16 protein-coding genes and 2 pseudogenes are annotated in these 17,376 nt (G+C 33.2%); 8 read left to right on the top strand and 10 right to left on the bottom strand.

What is annotated here, in order from left to right; genetic code table 11:
• Positions 1 to 3: 3 nt before the first annotated feature.
• Positions 4 to 690 carry an XRE family transcriptional regulator gene (locus tag BQ2679_RS02900; RefSeq protein WP_075565973.1) on the bottom strand — a complete coding sequence of 229 codons (687 nt, stop codon included), beginning with the start codon at positions 688 to 690 and terminating at the stop codon, positions 4 to 6.
• A gap of 146 nt (positions 691 to 836) precedes the next feature.
• On the bottom strand, positions 837 to 1,349 hold the full coding sequence (locus BQ2679_RS02895; RefSeq protein ID WP_075565971.1) for a GNAT family N-acetyltransferase: 513 nt from the start codon (positions 1,347 to 1,349) through the stop codon (positions 837 to 839).
• Positions 1,350 to 1,474: 125 nt separating this feature from the next.
• Between BQ2679_RS02895 and BQ2679_RS11135 the strand changes: the two genes are divergently transcribed.
• Positions 1,475 to 1,606 carry a hypothetical protein gene (locus tag BQ2679_RS11135; protein ID WP_262362239.1) on the top strand — a complete coding sequence of 44 codons (132 nt, stop codon included), beginning with the start codon at positions 1,475 to 1,477 and terminating at the stop codon, positions 1,604 to 1,606.
• A 41-nt stretch (positions 1,607 to 1,647) separates the two neighbouring features.
• Here the strand turns inward: BQ2679_RS11135 and BQ2679_RS02885 are convergent, their stop codons facing one another.
• The 3 genes and pseudogenes from BQ2679_RS02885 to BQ2679_RS02875 all read right to left on the bottom strand — a co-directional run.
• A complete protein-coding gene (locus tag BQ2679_RS02885) occupies positions 1,648 to 2,220 on the bottom strand; it encodes a DUF6287 domain-containing protein (protein ID WP_075565966.1) in 573 nt (190 codons plus the stop codon).
• A gap of 570 nt (positions 2,221 to 2,790) precedes the next feature.
• The gene (locus BQ2679_RS02880) at positions 2,791 to 3,738 is read right to left on the bottom strand and encodes an AEC family transporter (protein ID WP_075565964.1); all 948 of its coding nucleotides are present in this window, start codon (positions 3,736 to 3,738) and stop codon (positions 2,791 to 2,793) included.
• Positions 3,739 to 3,815: 77 nt separating this feature from the next.
• Positions 3,816 to 5,342 (bottom strand): annotated as a pseudogene (locus BQ2679_RS02875) (malolactic enzyme); the annotation flags it as partial.
• Here BQ2679_RS02875 and BQ2679_RS02870 point away from each other — a divergent pair.
• From BQ2679_RS02870 to BQ2679_RS02845, 4 genes and pseudogenes are all read left to right on the top strand, one after another.
• Positions 5,339 to 5,992 (top strand): annotated as a pseudogene (locus BQ2679_RS02870) (LysR substrate-binding domain-containing protein); the annotation flags it as partial. The pseudogenes BQ2679_RS02875 and BQ2679_RS02870 overlap by 4 nt on opposite strands.
• Before the next feature lie 790 nt (positions 5,993 to 6,782).
• Positions 6,783 to 7,679 carry a hypothetical protein gene (locus tag BQ2679_RS02855; protein WP_075565960.1) on the top strand — a complete coding sequence of 299 codons (897 nt, stop codon included), beginning with the start codon at positions 6,783 to 6,785 and terminating at the stop codon, positions 7,677 to 7,679.
• A gap of 649 nt (positions 7,680 to 8,328) precedes the next feature.
• Positions 8,329 to 9,366: a hypothetical protein gene (locus tag BQ2679_RS02850; protein WP_075565958.1), complete on the top strand. Its 1,038-nt coding sequence runs from the start codon at positions 8,329 to 8,331 to the stop codon at positions 9,364 to 9,366.
• Between the two features lie 44 nt (positions 9,367 to 9,410).
• A complete protein-coding gene (locus tag BQ2679_RS02845) occupies positions 9,411 to 9,818 on the top strand; it encodes a DUF6680 family protein (protein ID WP_075565954.1) in 408 nt (135 codons plus the stop codon).
• Positions 9,819 to 10,079: 261 nt separating this feature from the next.
• On the opposite strand, the gene BQ2679_RS02840 is transcribed toward BQ2679_RS02845, so the two are convergent.
• From BQ2679_RS02840 to BQ2679_RS02825, 4 genes are all read right to left on the bottom strand, one after another.
• Complete coding sequence (locus tag BQ2679_RS02840) at positions 10,080 to 10,475, bottom strand: leucine-rich repeat domain-containing protein (protein ID WP_075230488.1); 396 nt, start codon at positions 10,473 to 10,475, stop codon at positions 10,080 to 10,082.
• A gap of 362 nt (positions 10,476 to 10,837) precedes the next feature.
• Positions 10,838 to 10,993 (bottom strand): hypothetical protein, encoded by a 156-nt coding sequence (locus BQ2679_RS02835; protein WP_244491697.1) that lies wholly within the window; start codon positions 10,991 to 10,993, stop codon positions 10,838 to 10,840.
• A 257-nt stretch (positions 10,994 to 11,250) separates the two neighbouring features.
• Entirely contained in the window at positions 11,251 to 11,829 is a 579-nt protein-coding gene (locus BQ2679_RS02830) for a DUF4230 domain-containing protein (protein WP_000493216.1), read from the bottom strand.
• A 261-nt stretch (positions 11,830 to 12,090) separates the two neighbouring features.
• Complete coding sequence (locus BQ2679_RS02825) at positions 12,091 to 13,407, bottom strand: ISL3 family transposase (RefSeq protein WP_001059646.1); 1,317 nt, start codon at positions 13,405 to 13,407, stop codon at positions 12,091 to 12,093.
• 264 nt (positions 13,408 to 13,671) lie between these two features.
• Between BQ2679_RS02825 and BQ2679_RS02820 the strand changes: the two genes are divergently transcribed.
• Together BQ2679_RS02820 and BQ2679_RS02815 are read left to right on the top strand one after the other, a co-directional pair.
• Positions 13,672 to 14,034 carry a hypothetical protein gene (locus tag BQ2679_RS02820; protein ID WP_075565950.1) on the top strand — a complete coding sequence of 121 codons (363 nt, stop codon included), beginning with the start codon at positions 13,672 to 13,674 and terminating at the stop codon, positions 14,032 to 14,034.
• A gap of 184 nt (positions 14,035 to 14,218) precedes the next feature.
• Entirely contained in the window at positions 14,219 to 14,416 is a 198-nt protein-coding gene (locus tag BQ2679_RS02815; RefSeq protein ID WP_075565948.1) for a hypothetical protein, read from the top strand.
• A gap of 87 nt (positions 14,417 to 14,503) precedes the next feature.
• Here the strand turns inward: BQ2679_RS02815 and BQ2679_RS02810 are convergent, their stop codons facing one another.
• Positions 14,504 to 15,982 (bottom strand): MutH/Sau3AI family endonuclease, encoded by a 1,479-nt coding sequence (locus tag BQ2679_RS02810; RefSeq protein ID WP_075565946.1) that lies wholly within the window; start codon positions 15,980 to 15,982, stop codon positions 14,504 to 14,506.
• 109 nt (positions 15,983 to 16,091) lie between these two features.
• Here BQ2679_RS02810 and dcm point away from each other — a divergent pair, with 109 nt between their 5' ends.
• Positions 16,092 to 17,360 (top strand): DNA (cytosine-5-)-methyltransferase, encoded by a 1,269-nt coding sequence (gene dcm / locus BQ2679_RS02805; protein ID WP_075565944.1) that lies wholly within the window; start codon positions 16,092 to 16,094, stop codon positions 17,358 to 17,360.
• The last annotated feature ends 16 nt before the right edge of the window (positions 17,361 to 17,376 follow it).

The raw sequence follows: 17,376 nt of genomic DNA, 5'->3' as shown, positions 1-17,376 counted from the left end.
AGACTATCCCTCCATGGGTACGAAATTCCCCACGATAATACCCACAATCCGCGGATCTTCTTCGTAAGAAATGTGAATATCCTTGTATTTAGGATTGATGGAAACCAAACGTAAGCCATCTTCTTCTCGGTAGACCCGTTTGATATAGGTCTGGTTATTGCAAACCACTGCATAGACTGCCCCGTCATAATCAAATCCGGTCTCTCGAATCAGAGCCACTGAACCATTTTGATACTTGGGTTCCATAGAATCCCCAGATACCCAGGAAGCAAAATCATGAGCCAGTTCTTCATTGAAATAAACCGTATCAAAATTTCGATCATCATAAACTGAAGCACCGATACCAGCCGACATGCCTTCATAGACATGATACTCGTAGAGTTTTTCTGAAATAGCAGTCACCTTCTTAGCTTGTTCTTCTTGAGCCAGATTGCGAGCATAGACTACCACCTTTTCTTTCCCTTGGTTAGAGAGGCTATTATAGAGACGGACAATTTCGATTTGGGTGAAATAGCCTTTTGGTACTTTTAAGATTTTCTCTAGTTGACGAACCTTTTCTTCAGAAGGCTCTTTAACCCCACGTTCCCAGGCTGAATAAGCCTGAAAACTGATCCCAAGTCGTTCTGCAATCTCTTTTTGTGTTAGTTTTAGCTCTTTTCTCCGAGCCTTAAGTTTTTCTGGTTGGTACATGATTTACCTCCTAGTGTGGTGTTTTCATCGTAAGTTGACTTTATTTTTAAAATTCAACCATTTCGGTTTAGTTTTATTATATAAAAAAAGTAGACGAATGTCTACTAGAAATGTTGAGTTTTGGCAAACGATTGGTAATGATGATGCTATAGATTCCTTATCTCAAATACTGCCGTATGAATCCACTCGTTATGCATTTGAAAGTCATTCTCTATGATTCTACTAAAGGTGAAACCATTTTTTAAAAGCACTCTCTGAGAGATCAGATTGTCCGTTGCCGTCCCTGCGATAATCTTATGTAAACCATAAGTAGTAAAGGCCTTTTCTAAAACGAGTTTAACCGCTTCACTTGCATAACCTAAATTAGTAACATTTTCTCCGATCCTATATCCAAGTTCTGCTGTTTTTCGATCATCCTCTAAGACACTTAAATTGATTCTTCCGACCATAGTACCTTGTGCATCTCTAATAAGATGCGTGTAGACATCATGATTCTCTTGTTCCCTTAACAATTCCCTTGTAATTTCTTTAAAACCTTCTGAATCAAAATAGGTAGCTGGTCTAGGAGGTAAATTCCGCTCAAAATACTCCCGATTTTCTTTTTCAAAAGAATAAACATCTATGCTATTTTCTTCAGACATCAGCTCTAAACTTATCATTGTAAACCACCTCCTATCATTCTATAAATTCAAATGTACTCATGTTCACACAAAGTTATATTTACAGAATTTACAGAGATATCTTAATTTATTCATATCGTATCTACATTATAACACAACATACTATGAAGAAAAATAATACCCGTCAAGGTCCTCATAAATTCCAACATCTTGCTAAACAGGCTGGAACGCCTATGAAAGCTATTTTTGAAGCATACTTGATTAACCTTCATAAAATGATCACAACTCACAAATAAAGAAGAAAACCATCTCAAATTTTGATGAGATGGTTGATTATTTAGTCTACTTTATAAAAAACTTGTTCTGAGCTAGTTGGAGCAGCTTGACCAGCAATAAGCCTGTTTTTACTTAAGTCAGAATCTACCCAAGTAATAGTAGTTCCAGCAGGATAAATACTCATTCCATACCCTGAGAAACCAGCTCTAATACTGAAATTAATACTTCCATTGTTACCTATACTCACTTTTTCAATATTTCCACTGTCTACTAGCCCATTTTTATCGAATGTAAACTCTTTCCCAAGTCCATTTCTCCAAGTTCCAACTAGAGTAGAGAAATCTCCATTGAGAATAGCTTGCTCATCTATTTTTTGTGATTCAGCATTCGTTTGCTCTTCTTGTGTCGAAGGTTTTTCCTCCGTAGTCGTAACACTATCTTGAGTAGTCGTTGAACTAGTGGTTGTTGTACTAGTCGCTGTCGTACTAGTAGTAGAAACCTGTTCTGTTGTAGCATTTACTGCTTCTACATCTTGCTTCTTATGATTAAAGAAGAACATAAAACTTATCAGTACTATAGCAATTAAGCAACTTAACAGAATCAAAACCCAATTGATGCCTTTTCCTATTTTCATTTATAACTCCTTTATATTATTCGTATTTAATTATATCATACTAAACTGATACTAAGAACAAATTATATAAGACAATGACTAGTGGTGAGAATTTTGGGGGTGAACTCTCTTATTGAGGATTAAAAAAGAACACCCCGAAAGGTGTTCTTTGTAAGTATTGTAGTTCTTTCGAAGAACGTTTTGAGTGCAGTGGCTGCCATCCAATCAAACATCGCTTCGCTTATTTTCTTGGGGCAACTGTGCATAGCATATCTCTAAGCGACTAAAGTCGCTAGAGCTATCCTAATTGCGCACCGCCAGTTCTCATAGAAAAAAACACCTTGCAAGATGCAAAGTGTTTTCGTTTGTATTCTGCTGCCCAGCAACGAATTAACGTTTAGAGAACTGGCTAGCTTTACGAGCTTTTTTCAATCCTAGTTTGAAAAGTCTGGCTTTTAGGACAGCTCAAAAGCGCTTGATAGGAAACATCCGAAGAGTTTCTGCCGATTTTGATTTCAAGAAATAGGAATAGATGTATCTAAAATAGGGAAATTTCTTAACGCAAAACCTTCAATCCTATCCTCTTCCTTCTTATCCTAACAAAGTTTGTAATATTGGAATAACAACGATAAATAGAACCGTACTTAAAGTCACCACATTCGTAGAGAATTCCACATCTCCTTTTCCCTGATTAGCAAGGATCGGAAGAACAGCTAAAGCTGGTGTAGCGGACTGAATCATAAAGGTCTTAAATTCTACTGTCGCCATATTTGGTGCAAAGAACTTCAATACAAGAAGCATAATCAGAGGAGCTAGGATAAAGCGTCCAACTAAAGTAACAATTGTATCTTTATCAAAAGTAATAGTATTCAAGCCTGCCTTTGCAAGAACGATACCAATATAAATCAGAGATAGGGGTGTGACGATATTTCCAACATAAGTCAAGGTATTCGTTGCAAAATCTGGAATAGAGATTCGAAGAATCAAACATAGTAGAGCCACAAGAAAACCTACAAGCGGAGCTGGTAGCAATTTCTTCCAATCAAATTTACTTGTCTTCTTGCTTTGACCCGATTTACTGTCACTCGTCATCAAATACACGCCCAATGTCCAGGTGGAAATCGTGTTGGTAATATAGTAAATTAAGAAATAAGGAAGAGCCTGATCCCCAAAAAGAGCAACGTTTAAAGGTAAACCAATAAAAATAGTATTAGCATTCACAAAGGTATTAATCATGGTGCCTCGTCGTCCTGGACGAACCTTGAAAATCATAACTGCAATATAAGCTACGATATAGCCCAAGATAAAGGCCACAAATGTATAAAGGAGACCTCCAGAAAGACTGATTAGTTTATCTAGTGTTAGGTATTTCATTACCGACACAAAGATTGACGCTGGCAAGGCTACATTCATGATTAAACGAGATAGGTTAGGTCCAAAGGCATCTCCAAACCATCCCTTCACCTGAAGAATATACCCCAAAACAATGATAGTGATAATCGGAATGATACTCGTAATCGAGGTTAAAAAGAGTGACATAGGTATCCTTTCTAAATTACTTAAGTCCACAGCCCATACAAATCTGTCGCTAGTGAAGGATAGACAGCAGCAATGAATTATTTATACTCTGGATACCACTTCAAATCACGAACTGCTTTGGCCATATCTGTTTCCTTAGCACGCGCAAGACCTTGCTCTTGTGCTTTTTTAGCGACTGCTTCTGCTACTTTAATAGAAACATCTGCTACATACTTGAATGGTGGCAAGACAGGAGCTCCTGGTTGGCCTGGATTGACAATACCACTCAATGAATGAGCCGCTGCTCCAATCATTTCATCAGTCAAAAGACTTGATTCAGAAGCCAGCATACCTAGACCAAGACCTGGGTAAATCAAGGCATTATTGGCTTGACCAATCACATAGTCGACACCTTTATAAGAAACTGTATCAGCAGGAATTCCTGTTGCGACAAAAGCTTTGCCATCTGACCATTCAATCAAATCTTTGGCACTAGCTTCTGCTAGTTTGGTTGGATTTGACAAAGGGAAGATCATCGGACGTTCTGTATTTTCACACATAGCTTCTACTATTTCTTTAGTGAAGGTATTAGGTTGAGTCGAAGTTCCTACAAGAATAGTTGGCTTCACAGTCTTCACTACTTCAAGCAGGTCAGTCAACTTGTCTGCGTTACTAAAGTCAGTACGTTTCTTAGCAAACGGTTTTTGTTCAGGAGTTAGGTCATCCATGTCATCAAAGAGAAGACCTTGTTTATCAACCATAAAGAAACGTTTATAGGCTTCTTCTTCAGAAAGACCTTCACTCACCATTTCACGAAGAACACGAGAGGCAATTCCTGCACCCGCAGTCCCACCACCATAGCAGAGATAAACTTGATCTGTTAATTTTTCACCACTAATATCCAACGAACCAAAGATACCACCTAAGGTAACGATTCCTGTACCTTGAATATCATCATTAAAAGTTGGAATTTGTTTCCGGTATTTTTCAAGAATATTGGCAGCATTCAAGCGGCCGAAGTCTTCCCAGTGAAGGTAGAGCTTAGGAAAGAGACGTTCTGCTGTTTGAACAAATTGGTCAATGAAGTCGTAGTAACGATCTCCGCGAACCCGTTCGTGACGATTCCCTAAATAATTAGGATTGTTACGAAGTTCTTCACGGTTAGTCCCTGCATCAATAACTAAAGGAAGGACCATAGAAGGATCGATTCCAGCAGCACCTGTATAGACCATCAATTTCCCGACAGAAATATCGACACCATTTGTTCCCCAGTCACCGATTCCAAGGATTCCTTCTGCATCTGTTACAACAATGAGACGAATCTCGCGATCCCCAGCAGCATTTTTCAAAGTGGCTTCAATATTTTCAGGATGATTGATGTCAAGATATCCCGCATATTGGGGATCTACAAAGAGGTCACTATAGCCTTCAATGGTATCTGCAATGGTTGGATCGTATACAATTGGATTAAATTCCTCCAAATGTTGAGAAAAGAGGTAATAGAAAAGAGTCCGGTTGGTATTAAAAATTTCCATTAGGAAAAGACGCTTTTCCAAATCATTGGCTTTTGTTTGCATTTGCGCATAAGTTTGCGCCGCTTGTTCTTCAATCGTTTGAACATGAGGTTATTTCTACTCGCAAAGAAATTAATCGTTCCTTGGCACAATACTCTACTGTAGGATTCCCTCCTATTATCATTCAGTATCTCTTTGCTGCCTTAAACGAAAAAGATAAATTCGATTTTTTAAAAAAGGTACGCCCTATCCGCGGTGGCTCCGTAGAGTTATTAAATCTTCTCCTCAAAGGAGACCTCGATGCAAGCCTACTCGGCTTGATTGAACCACTCAATCATCCTTCAATAAAGACACATGAACTCTTTCATAAAGAACTGTATGTCGTTTTATCTAAGAACCATCCTCTTGCTACTGCTCCTTCCCTCACTTTTGAAGATTTAGTAAATCAATCCTTTATACTTTTAGACGAACACTTTGTTCACCTGAAAGCTTTTGAACTACTTAATCAAAAGTATCAAAACAAGGCAGAAATATTCTTTAAGAGTGACGACATTGTCATCATTAAAGAACTTTTAAAGAAAGGGATTGGCCTTAGTTTACTGGCTGATATCGCACTTTCTGATGAAGATGATGATTTAATAAAAATCCCTCTAATACCGGAGGACCAGATAACATTTACAGTTTATTACACTTATCTCAAATCAACTACACTTTCATCAGAAGTAGAAGCCTTATTTAATCTCATTAAATCATATGAATAGAAAAAACTCTAACTATCAACTACCTGATAGCTAGAGTTTTTTACATTATAGGTATTAGGCTAAAGTACGAAGAAATAGGATATGATCGCCGAATTTTTCATTTACCCGATACCCTTCAACCAAATTCCTAATTATAAATCCACAAGGTGTCAATAAAAAAAGAACACCCCGAAAGGTGCTCTTTGTAAATATTGTAATTCTTTCGAAGAACGTTTTGAGTGCAGTGGTTGCCATCCAATCAAACATCGCTTCACTTGTTTTCTTGGGGCAACTGTGCATAACATATCTCTATGCGACTAAAGTCGCTAGAGCTATCCTAATTGCGCACCGCCAGTTCTCATAGAAAAAAACACCTTGCAATATACAAAGTGTTTTCGTTTGTATTCTGCTGTCCAGCAACGAATTAACGTTTAGAGAACTGGCTAGCTTTACGAGCTTTCTTAAGACCTGGTTTGGAAAGTATGGATTTCAGTTGAATTAAAAACAGCGTAATATCAAGAATTTTCGGAACGATATCTACTGATTTATTTCATAAAATATGAATCAATATTTTTAAATGGGGGAATAGTTTAGTTCTGTAAAAATTAACTTATCCTCTTACAAAGCTTATTCTGATAGACTTTATAACTGTCTGCGAAAAAAGGTAGAGGTTAAAATTAAGACATAAATATAGTTATCTTCTTAGTTAAATGGATTGTATTACTTGCAAATAGTTAATCTAAATTATACAATTTAGCAAAAAGAAATAAATTTTTTTACTTCATTCTAAAAATCCTCGGAGAATTCTAATATGAAACAGACTAAGAGCCCATTTCAGTATTCTAATATGAGAAATGCTAAGAAATCACCACGGAAACATAAATTAACATTAGTTGATGATGTTAGTTTTAAATTATTTGAAAGAATTTTGTTAATAATTACATCTGTGCTTTCTATTTTAACAACGGTAATAATACCTACTTATAAGCATTTTACAAATAAACCGAAATATTCTTTTGTGTTAAATAACCCTGTAGGTTGGTCCAAAAACGACGATATATTTTCAATCTATAACTACAGTGACGCTGATATGAAAAATACTACCGTGTATATACGATCTTACATGGTTTTGTCTGATGATTCGAATTGGGATCGTTTTGATGATTATCTTTCTAGTGATAGTAAGTATATCCCTATGGAGGGTCTAGATATGAGATTTCAGCTAACTGGGAAATCAAGAGGAAAAATTGGTAATATTACGATGGATAAAGAGAGTAATCCCTTTAGTAACTATTTCGTTAATAATAATTACGCTGAATTTGGACCAAACTTAGGAACGGATATTATATCCAGAATACATGATAAGAATTTAAGTGACTATGCTAAGGATTATAATACAGCCTTTGACAAGATGAATATTGTCATTTTTACAATTTTTGATGAAAATACTAATTCGTTTAACAGAGATTATAATAAGATTCAAGTATATGCGACAGACTATAGTGTTGGTAAGTCTGGTACAAAATTGGTAGATTCAAAGAAATACTTTGACAAGTATGACAACTCAGAAGATTATGCAGTATATTATAATAAAAATAACTATGATAAATTTTGGAACGACAAAGATATAACAATAACCTACTACTATAAATTTATCGATGAAATAATAAATGACTCCTTGCCATATAACAAAAAATATAGTTACTAAGGAAAATAAGCAAGAATTAACCTTACATAAAACTAATAATTTCTTACAAAAATACCTACGTCATAATTTTTGTATTTATTATATCGATTTTAAGTCTTGAATTTTTGAAAGTCGTTTTATATCAAAATGGAGTTTTATTATTTTGATCAAGGTAGATTTGAAGACGATTATTTTTATTTAGGAATGTAGCAAGATAAGAAATTCCTATTGTTTCGATTGTTTTTATTTCTGACCAAAATTCTACCTCATCACATATCTCGATCTATTAATTATTATACAATTAATAGGATAAAGAAAATCGATATCTCTATTTTTAAAAATCTTAAATAAAACTGGAAATTTTTGTACTTTTCCCGAGACAGTGGATAAACCCTTGATACGACTAAGTTTAAGGCGTAATATACACTCTCTAAAAATTGTACTTTATAATCGAAATGTACTTTATTTTAAGGCAAGATAAAGTACATTTTTTGATTTAGAAGCGTTCAATAAGTATCATTTATAAAGTACATTTTGGTAAAAAGTATTAATACTTTCAATTGTACATTTTTTTTAATGAAAATATTTCTTTTCTAACCATTACAAAACTCGTGAATGTTGAATACTTAGTGGTATAATTAAAACATGACATATAGAAAGAAATAGCCCTATGGAAAACAATCATAGCGAAGTTCAAAAAAACAAATTGACAATTGATAAAGTCCCAGTTCAAAACAAAAAGCTTACAGAAGCCCTTAGAGTTTTTCATGAGACACTTAATCATTCAAGGTTGATTGAGGTTCAAAATAGTATGCTACAAGCAAATAAAGCTGCTGAAGCTGCGTTATCAAGTTTTAATTTTTCTAAGCAAATAGCTGAAACCACTAAACCGTTTCTAACAGAAATAAACTCAGCCACGTCTATTTTAAATAACCAAGCATATCTTAAAATTCTATCTGATACAGAAGCAGCAGTTAGTTCAATTCTTTTAAAAACTCAAATAGATAATATTGGACGGATACTTGAACCTATTCACAATATTTTTGTTAAATCCACTTTGAATTTTACTGAAAGTTTAAAAGAATTTTTAAAGGAATACCATGAACCTTATTCTGAAACAGAAGCAGAAGCAATCACTTTAAATATTGAAAAACTTGCTGAAGAAGGTTGGGTAATCTACCATAGCTATAGTGATGACTATCGAACAATCTGCACTATAGATTTTGAAGAATTGATAAAAGAGTGGCAAACTCTATTAAAAGAAGATCTTGAAGATAAGGAACTTATACAAGAGTTAAAAGACTCAACGTATTACTCAGAACATTTGATAGATTCTATGATTGAAAGTTATAGAAGCCAAAATTATTACGCTGCTTATACGCTTGCTACGATAGCAATTGACGGAGCATTAAACAGATTTTCAGAACAATTTTCAAATAAAAAAAGAATACCTGTGGGATACAGATCTGTCGACTTATTAAATAGTCAAATTGTTAATAAAACGTTTTCTGATATCAGTCTATTTCATTGGTTATTCAGATTTTTTGATGATACTGACAACTTTACACTAGAAGAACCTAATAGAAATATGATTAGTCATGGGCGGTGGGAACATCCACTCTTTGAAAAAGATTTTTTAAAGTTATTTAATGTGCTTTTGTGTATTCTAAGCAACTTTGAGTTTTTTCAGGGCGATTTGTTAAAATAACAGTGAATTAACGCTATTTGTTAAATAAAGAAAGGGGTTTGAAAATGGATATTATTGTTAATACGGATTTTATTAATACTGTCATCACTTCTATAATTACGTCAGGGATTATCGGAGTGTTTATATCAGAATACTATCAAAGAAAAACTTTAGTAAAAATAATGAAAAGAGATTTTGTGATAGAACTCTTTGCTAATAGATTTATGTTGCAAGCCGACTATTCTGGTGATGCAAATGAATTAAATAAGTGCCTTGGTAAAATACCAATTATTTTTTCTGACAATGAGGAGGTAATTAACTGTTATGATAAATTCCTTTCTGAAATAAATGAAAAAAATCTTTTAAGATTAATAAAATCAGTTTGTCAGGATAAAACTGTGAATATTGATATTTCTAATTGGGATAACAAAATGATTATTAAGACACTTTCGATAAAGAATGATAATTCATAAATATAGTTTCAATTTTTGGGAATAATATACATTTTTGGCGATTTTTTCTCAAAAAAAAATTTTTAGTTATAACTAATAAAGTGGCTCTTTGTCAAATAGTGTTGATGAAGAACCTAATGAAAAAAGAATCCAACAAAAATTGGACTACCTGTCTCCGGTTGAATACCGAAGACGGTAGCCCTAGGGTGTTTTTATTAAATTCTCACTTTTTGGGGTCAGTCCCTAAGCCTGATAGTAATTTTTTGTTCATACTATTCCCCTTTAGTCATTTACTACTTTAAGTTGCATTGCTTTAGCTACTTCTTCTGCCTTTGATCCCTTAGGTGTATGGATTTCTACATCTGGGTTACAGTTATCCACAAAATAGAAGTATTCTGTAATTTCTGTTACACTTGCTGGAATTGTAATAGATTTAATTGATGATGTCCCCCAAAATACTAATGTTCCAATACTCTTTGTTCCTTCTGGGAATACAACTGATTCTAATGAACTATCAGAGTTGAAAACATCATCTTCTACTGTTTCTATTGACTTACCAAAGTGGACATACTTTAACTTATTGTCAATCGTAAACGCACCTTTTCCAATATATCGTACTGTATCTGGTAAAACGATTGCCTCACAATGTTTCAAGTTCGCAAGACCACGTTCTCCAATTGCGATAACAGGTTTACCTTTAATTTCCTTTGGTACACGAACAACCTTATCGTCAGAAGTACAACTATAGATGACATAACCTTCTTCCCATAAATATACGCATGTTAATATATTAATATATTTAAGGATTTATAACTATAGTTCCTTAATTTTCCCAGTAAAAAAACGAAAGGCACCACAAGTTATTTATGTGTTTTCTTTAAACGATTCATGTACTTCTGTCGCAACTTCTCACCCGCCTTTAATTGCGGTTGCGATAGATTGAGGACCTAAATATGCATCCCCTGTTATTAGTTCATTTCTATTGTATTCTGATGTTGACCGAAAGTCAAATTTTTACCTTTCATCTAGAACACTAAAGTCTACTTTTGTTCAATTGCTGCAACGACAAGGTCACATGGAATAATATGTTCACTACCTGCCACTTCATGCGTTGATCTTCTTCCACTTTCATCTGATTCACCAAGTTCCATTGTAATAACCTTTACACCAGTTACTTTCCCACTCTCATCACGCAATACTTCTTTAATATTCTCTAAGAAATGGAATGTAACACCTTCATTGTGTGCATCTTTGATTTGTAGTGTAGCTTCTAGTATATTGGTTCATATGGTCATCATTCTTTTGTTTTAGGTTTCAGCGCTTTTAATATAATGGATGTTGGCCTTTTTGTATACACTAAAATAGGGTTGGTGGAAAATTTCCATCAACCCTAAAAATTATAGAACCACACAAAACCCTGACCAGAGATGGCCAGGGTTTTGTATTTCAAAAATTATTCTGTAAATTCTATAGTTACTTTTACTTCAGAATCCATTGAAGAAAATATTGTTTTATAATAATTGATTGCAGATTCTTTAATTTCACTCTTAAATTTATCTAAATACTCTGCTTGTTTATCACTAGAAAGTTGGTTAGCGACCAATTTCCCAGTATCAATATCTTCTGTAGTTCCACTTAATAACTCTCCATGACTATCATATAAATCATAAGGATTATCTTTTGAAAGTTCAACACCAATTACTTCCAATTTTGGAACAATAACCTTATATTCTTTTTCGCTTATTTGTTCAACCTTTACACTACTTTTAATTCCAAATTTAGCTTTATAATTTAAAATTACTAATGCTGCTTTTTTAGAGAACGGCACATCAAACCCAAAAACTTGAGTTGTTTTTGTTTCAGAAATAATTTCATTAATTCCCGCATTCAAAAATACAACTTCATTCACTTTTTCAATACTTTCGATATTAATTGACGATTTGACTTCTGATTTATGTTCCTTAGGTAAGAAAAATAGCACTCCAATAGCTATAATAGCTATTAATACCACATTCAATAGTACACTAAACATATTAACTTTCTTCTTTAATATAGACAAGATAAAAAAACCTCACTTTAAATAATCTATCTAAATTTTACACATTCTAAAGAAAATAGTCAATATTTTTTCGTACTATCTTCTAAAATTAATTGTGCCTATTAAAAATGAAATTAGTTTGTTGCATTTGATTATATTTTTTGAACACCAAATCCATTTAAAATTGAGTGCTATTTTGAGCACTAAAAAAGGGCTCTTTGTCAAATAGTGTTGATGAAGAAATTTAGGAAGGGATTAAGCAACTAATTGTTGCTTAATTCCTTTTTGTTTTGGGCCAAACATTTTTGTTATTAAAATAATCCTATTTCTAAAATGGTAATAGTTTCTAAAGCCGTAGGCATTTCTTTTAAGCACTTTTATTTTATTGTTTATTCCTTCAATAGGGCCATTTGTTCTAGTTGGATACTCACAAGTATTTTGAATATATGGCAAGTAAGTCATAAGAGTCTTTAATACTCTTTTTAAACCAGGAGATAGGTCTAATTGCGTAGCTGCTTCAATCGTTTCCTTGAATTCTATATAATCTCTATCCTGTATACATTCACGAAGTGAATGTACAACCTCATAATCATTTTTAAGAGATGGATTTTTTTCTAAGATATAATCTACGATTCCTTTACTTGTTATGAAGCTTTCAAAAAGCTTATAACGATTATATTTATAGTTCTGAAGTTCATTAGAGTTCTTTAAAATTAACTTCCAATAATGTTTTAACTTTCGATATAATTTAGAGTCTTTATAGCGATGCTTATTCATGACACGTACCCGAGTTCGATTTAATTCTCTATTTAAGGCTTGTACGATATGAAAAGGATCAATGATAATTTTAGCGTTAGGAAACATTTCTTTTATTAATTGAATGTACGGTAAGTACATGTCGATGGAGATAGTTTTTACCTTTAATCTAGTCTTAGGCTCAAAACGATGAAAATACTTTTTCAAGCTGTAAGATTTTCTATCTCGTACAACATCGACCAGCTTGTGTGTAGTGCTATCACAAATAATGAAGCTCATATTACTATCGGAAGATTTGACGGATTTAAATTCATCAAAACACAAATGCTCAGGTAAATCGTGTAATGGTTTAATCTTTAGTAAACGTGTTGTATCATCTATGATACGTCTTACCGTATGAACTGAAACATTTGTTTCTTTTGCGATATAGGTTTCAGATACTGTTTCACTTATTTTTGATTTAATTTCGTTTTTTAAGCGTTTAGAGATATGACAGTGTTTTTCTACGATTCGACTAGTGTCTGCGGTAAATGAAGAGCCGCATTCTCTACAGAGAAATCTCTGCTTGCGTAGATTTAAGTAGGCCGCTAGGCCTGAAACAGAACAGAGAGTGATACGAGATGTTTTCGTGCCGTTTTTAACGATATTATTATTTCGGCTAACACACCCACAAACGGTACAAAATTCTGGTTTATGCGTATAAGTAGCTGCATAAAATAAAGATTTTCTCTTTTTAAATATCTTCTCTTGAACTTTATTATCCCAAATAATGTTTTTATCTTTGATTTGTAGTGTAGCTTCTAGTATATTGTTCATATGGTCATCATCCTTTTGTTTTAGGTTTCAGCGCTTTTAATATAATGGATGTTGGCCTTTTTGTATACACTAAAATAGGGTTGGTGGAAAATTTCCATCAACCCTAAAAATTATAGAACCAATAAAGTTCTTATACACATTTTTTTACATTACTCAACTTTCCGAAAAATAAGTATTTTCTCGAAAGATGCTTAATAGTAGATGACAGCATCTATATTATACTTGTGATATTTATTTGGTATAATGTTGAAAGGAGGAAGTAAGATGAAAAAATTAATCACTTTAATATTGGTATCTATGTCTGCATTTTTGCTAATGGCCTGCTCTAAGCAATCAGATAACTCCTTAGATGGAGAATATTACTGGATAAACGAAAATAGAAATGAAGTAGCTTTTGTTATATCTGGAGATACAGGAACTATTAAGCATGGAGAGGCCGAAGGGTTTACTATAGACAAAGAAAAATCAACCATTAAATTATTGGGAGAAAATATTATTAAACTTACAAAAAGTTATACTTTTAAAGATGATGTATTTACTGTAGATATTTCAGGTATGACACACGACTACTATAAAAAAGATAGCAAGGCTTATCAAGAAGCTTTAAAAAAGTATGGCTATCAATAATATACTCGAAAATCAGAGAAAGCTATGCTTAACTTAAAAGAACACTACACTCGAGTGTTCTTTTTTGTATCCGTAAAATATTTTAAAATACTTGTTTACAATCTGTATATACAGTTCAGAGTTATTTTTAATCATTTGAGAATTATTAGAGTAATCATATAATTTCTTTTGATATGATATAACCATGAAAAATATAAAAGAAAATAACATTCAAAAAGCATTATGGCATATCAAACGCCATTGTTACCATATAGAAAACAACCACTCTAACAGCGATATAACAGCTGAACTACTCCATTTAAAAGCAAGTGTTGAAATTTTAATTCGAATTTGGAATGATGAAAAACCCTATCCAAATTTGGACAGGGAGAATGTGTTTTGAAACATGTATTACTAAATTTTAGCTCAGAATCTACCTTTTATAAATTTTGGTATCATATCGTTTCATTCCTCAACATTTACTTTTTAATTATAAAAATTCTGCAGCATTTAACATCTCTGCAAGATAACTACCTTTTATCCAAACAAATTGATAATACATTTTTAGTCCATTGATTTCTAATGGCTTAGCTGTGGAATCTTTCCCAGATCCTCTAAGAAATACAACGTAATCTCTTGATTTTGGGAAATTCGGAGCCTCAATAATAATCCCGTTATTATTTACTTTAGGCATTCCATTTTTATCTTTTTCAATAACCAGCTCCAACTTGTTACTCTTAATTAAATATCTAACTTGTTCCCAGACTGGTTTTACTTTTCTTTCAATAAAATCATCATCAAAACTAATTATCTTGAAACCTAAAAAAATATTATCTTCATAAAGACCTGTACTTCCTTCTTTAAAAACACTAAATAGAAATCTCTGCTCTGCAAAAAAATCTCTTATAGAAGTATATTCAAAGTCTATATCATTGTCCAACCACTCATCAAAATCAACCATTAAGAGCTTCGTATCTTCAGTACGTTTATTTTTCTCTGTCAGTACAATTGTTTTGGACTTAAATCCAAATTTATGAAATAGCAAAATATCTTCAATTTTATTCGCTTGATTACTAAACATTTTGGCTAATATTCTTGAAGAGATACTTTTTGATACTTTGCCATTTTTAGATAATTCTAACTGAACATCCAAAATCTCCGCTATTTCTTTAATTGTTTTACCGATAAACTCTTTAGATAAATTGGAAAGAATCCTTTTCAGCTCAGATAAATTTGAAAACTTTTTGTCTGGTAAAAGAGGTTGAAATTCCTTTCCGAAATGTTCTTGAACAATCGTGGTAACAAAATTTTTAGTTAGTCTAAATCTTGGTGAATTTGGAAATTTCGGAGCAGTATCCATAAATGACATTTCTGTTCTTAGCTTAGAAATTTTAGGAAATTCTTCTTGCTTATTTAAATTTCTTTTCTCAACATTCCTAACAAAATCTCTTACGATTTTCCAATCGTTTTCTAAAACTATTTGATCCTCTTTACTAAATTTAAAAAATTGAAAGCCTTGTATTGGAAAATGAAAATATTCTGAAGCAGGTACAGTTTTGTCTGAATCGTATAAATAATAAACTAATAACAATTCTTCTAGTTTATGCCATAAAGTTGAATCATAAAAGTCATCTTGTTGAGCAATTTTATCTAACGACACTGCTGTGATACTCATTGGTTCCTTCGCCTCTATGGCATATCCACTTTTATTTCGTGAAGAAACTCTTTTCACCCCTGTAGTTTTTAACTCTACTGGTCTATCATCAATTAACAAGTCGGCTTCTTGTTTCACATCAGCAGGATAGCCAAAAACAGACTGTTCAATCACATCTCCAGCTATTCCTGTAATTTTAGGGTTATTCTCTGTTTTGTTAAAAACATTATTTCTATCTACTTCACCAAGAGTCTTTCCTACAATAGGATTTAATATCCCTAAGACTTCCTCCATAGAAAATAAATGGTCTGCCATAATTCACCTCAAATATTATTCTATTAACTATTATATCAAGATCCAGTAATAAATACTTGATCGATTCACAAAAATATTATATAATTAGAAAATAAAGATAGGAGAAAAAATGAAAGTACTAGAATTATTTGCCGGAGTTGGAGGTTTCCGAGTCGGACTCGAGAACTCAGATAGAGAATATTTCGAAACTAAATGGGCAAATCAGTGGGAACCATCTCGTAAATCTCAAGATGCGTTTGAAGTATATGACTATCACTTCCCCGACAGTGAGAATATCAATATTAGTATTTCTGATATTACAGACGAACAGTTTTCAAAAATGGATGCAGATATGATTGTAGGAGGTTTTCCTTGCCAAGATTATTCTGTTGCCAGAAGTAAGAAGGATGAAAAGGGTATTGAAGGGAAAAAAGGGGTTCTCTTTTGGGAAATCATCCGAGCTACTAAAAATATTAGACCTAAATATCTTATCCTCGAAAATGTTGACAGATTACTAAAAGCCCCTTCTAAACAACGAGGAAGAGACTTCGCAATCATGTTGACAGCCTTCAATAATTTAGGATACTCAGTTGAATGGAGAGTTATCAACGCAGCTGATTACGGACGCAGTCAAAGACGTCGTCGCGTTTTCTTCTTCGTTTATCGTAATGATACAGAATTCGCTAGATTAGTTGATGAAAGATTTGAGCACAACGACTTCATTTTTGATGAAATCAAATATAATGAGTATTTATTTCATACCGGTTTGTTTGCAACTGAATTTCCAGTACAAAAAACTCCTGTTAAAAATAGGTATGCTTTTTACGAATTAGAAAGTGACATCGTTAATATTTCTGATAATTTTACAGGAACTTTTTGGAATACTGGTGTCATGAGACATGGAAAATACTACTCTGTCGACACTAAACCTGACTTTTCAGGAAAGGCAATAACATTAGGTGAAATACTTCAAGATGAAAATGAAGTGCCTGAAAAATATTTCATCACTGATCCGGAAAAATTGGAAAAATTTAAATATCTTAGGGGGCCTAAACGAATAAAACGTACTTCTGCCGACGGGCATACTTATATCTATTCTGAAGGTGGTATGGCTCCCTATGACGACCTGAATCTTCCTGGACGTACAATGCTAACTTCAGAAGGCACAGTGAATCGTTCTACTCATTTTCTTAAAGTAAATGGAAGATACCGTCTGATTACTCCAGTTGAAGCCGAACGTCTTCAAGATTTTCCAGATAATTGGACAGCTAGAAAGAGATTATCAGACGGCTCTATTGTAGAAGTCTCTGACAAAATGAGAATGTTCTTTATGGGAAATGCATTAGTTACTGAGATTGTAAGAAAAATTGGAGATTTCATTCGTGAGATAGAAGAATAAGAGAGCTATAACAGCT

The organism is Streptococcus timonensis (assembly GCF_900095845.1).
GTDB lineage: Bacteria > Bacillota > Bacilli > Lactobacillales > Streptococcaceae > Streptococcus > Streptococcus timonensis.
The sequence above is the reverse complement of the archived record's forward strand: the minus strand, read 5'-3'. Positions and strand labels throughout refer to the sequence as shown.

Bases quoted from the DNA above. Each gene is read 5' to 3' on its own strand.
- BQ2679_RS02900 (WP_075565973.1), bottom strand. From the start codon at position 690: ATGTACCAACCAGAAAAACTTAAGGCTCGGAGAAAAGAGCTAAAACTA.
- BQ2679_RS02895 (WP_075565971.1), bottom strand. From the start codon at position 1,349: ATGATAAGTTTAGAGCTGATGTCTGAAGAAAATAGCATAGATGTTTAT.
- BQ2679_RS11135 (WP_262362239.1), top strand. From the start codon at position 1,475: ATGAAGAAAAATAATACCCGTCAAGGTCCTCATAAATTCCAACATCTT.
- BQ2679_RS02885 (WP_075565966.1), bottom strand. From the start codon at position 2,220: ATGAAAATAGGAAAAGGCATCAATTGGGTTTTGATTCTGTTAAGTTGC.
- BQ2679_RS02880 (WP_075565964.1), bottom strand. From the start codon at position 3,738: ATGTCACTCTTTTTAACCTCGATTACGAGTATCATTCCGATTATCACT.
- BQ2679_RS02855 (WP_075565960.1), top strand. From the start codon at position 6,783: ATGAAACAGACTAAGAGCCCATTTCAGTATTCTAATATGAGAAATGCT.
- BQ2679_RS02850 (WP_075565958.1), top strand. From the start codon at position 8,329: ATGGAAAACAATCATAGCGAAGTTCAAAAAAACAAATTGACAATTGAT.
- BQ2679_RS02845 (WP_075565954.1), top strand. From the start codon at position 9,411: ATGGATATTATTGTTAATACGGATTTTATTAATACTGTCATCACTTCT.
- BQ2679_RS02830 (WP_000493216.1), bottom strand. From the start codon at position 11,829: ATGTTTAGTGTACTATTGAATGTGGTATTAATAGCTATTATAGCTATT.
- BQ2679_RS02825 (WP_001059646.1), bottom strand. From the start codon at position 13,407: ATGAACAATATACTAGAAGCTACACTACAAATCAAAGATAAAAACATT.
- BQ2679_RS02820 (WP_075565950.1), top strand. From the start codon at position 13,672: ATGAAAAAATTAATCACTTTAATATTGGTATCTATGTCTGCATTTTTG.
- BQ2679_RS02815 (WP_075565948.1), top strand. From the start codon at position 14,219: ATGAAAAATATAAAAGAAAATAACATTCAAAAAGCATTATGGCATATC.
- BQ2679_RS02810 (WP_075565946.1), bottom strand. From the start codon at position 15,982: ATGGCAGACCATTTATTTTCTATGGAGGAAGTCTTAGGGATATTAAAT.
- dcm (WP_075565944.1), top strand. From the start codon at position 16,092: ATGAAAGTACTAGAATTATTTGCCGGAGTTGGAGGTTTCCGAGTCGGA.